This is a genomic window from Natronocalculus amylovorans, assembly GCF_023638035.1.
Taxonomy (GTDB): domain Archaea; phylum Halobacteriota; class Halobacteria; order Halobacteriales; family Haloferacaceae; genus Natronocalculus; species Natronocalculus amylovorans.
Genome location: NZ_JAKRVX010000020.1, coordinates 1 through 1,089, shown reverse-complemented (window position 1 = coordinate 1,089; position 1,089 = coordinate 1). Strand labels below are relative to the sequence as shown.

At 52.3% G+C, this 1,089-nt stretch carries 1 protein-coding gene; it reads left to right on the top strand.

All coding sequences use genetic code 11. The annotated features are described in order from the left end of the window. On the top strand, positions 1 to 1,089 hold a 1,089-nt coding region (locus AArcSt2_RS16660), incomplete at both ends, for an RNA-guided endonuclease InsQ/TnpB family protein (RefSeq protein WP_250586360.1).

Genomic DNA, 1,089 nt, shown 5'->3' with positions numbered 1-1,089 from the left:
CTCTCTGGAACGAGATCAACTACGAACGTCGACAGAACTACACCGACCCTACCGGTGACGTGTGGGATATTAGTGAGTATCGTGGTCGCTATGGTGGTATTCTTGGTTCTTCAACGGTTCAGCAGATTGACCGTAAGAACCGCGAATCGTGGAAGTCGTTCTTCGCGCTTCAAAAAAAGGGCGAAGCAAACGGCAAACCCGGTTTCTGGGGGAACTCCGAAGATGGACGAGAACTCCGGACGTACATCCGCAACACGTCGTACTCTGTTGAGTGGGGCGAATACTCCCGCCTCGAAATTCTCGTTGGGAAAGACTTGAAAGACCAGTACGGGCTGGGCCACCGTGAACGCTTCCGGCTCGAAGTTCGTGGCGAACCACACTGGAAGGAGTATGAGAAACAGGGCCGGTTGGAATTGTACTACGACGAGCAAGCACAGACATTTAGGGCCTTTCAGCCAGTCACAATCAGCGAAAATCATTCTCGACTGGCACACCCACTGGCTTCCGAAGAAACCGCCCTAGATATTGGTGCGAACAACCTCGTCGCTTGCACAACCACAACCGGCCAGCAACTCCTGTATGAAGGATGCGACCTGTTCGATAGGTTCCATGAAACCACACGAGAGATCGCCCGTCTGCAATCGCTGTTAGAAGATAGTCGATACAGTAGTCACCGTATCCGACGGCTGTACGACCGCCGGACGAAACGACGCGATCACGCCCAAGATGCTCTCGCACGCGACTTGATTGAACGATTGTACGATGAAGGCGTTTCGACAGTGTACGTTGGCGATTTGACCGATGTGTTGGAAACGCACTGGTCGGTCAGAACAAACGAGAAGACGCACAACTTCTGGGCGTTTCGAGCGTTCGTGAAACGATTGACGTATACTGCCGAAGAATACGGTATGTCGGTGGAGATTCGATCCGAAGCATGGACTAGCCAAACCTGTCCAAACTGTGGGTCGACCACAGACACGGTTCGGCATCAAGATACGCTAACATGTTCGTGTGGGTTTGACGGCCATGCTGATCTGGTAGCAAGTGAATCGTTCTTAAGAAGATACACAACGGTAACACGGTCGATGG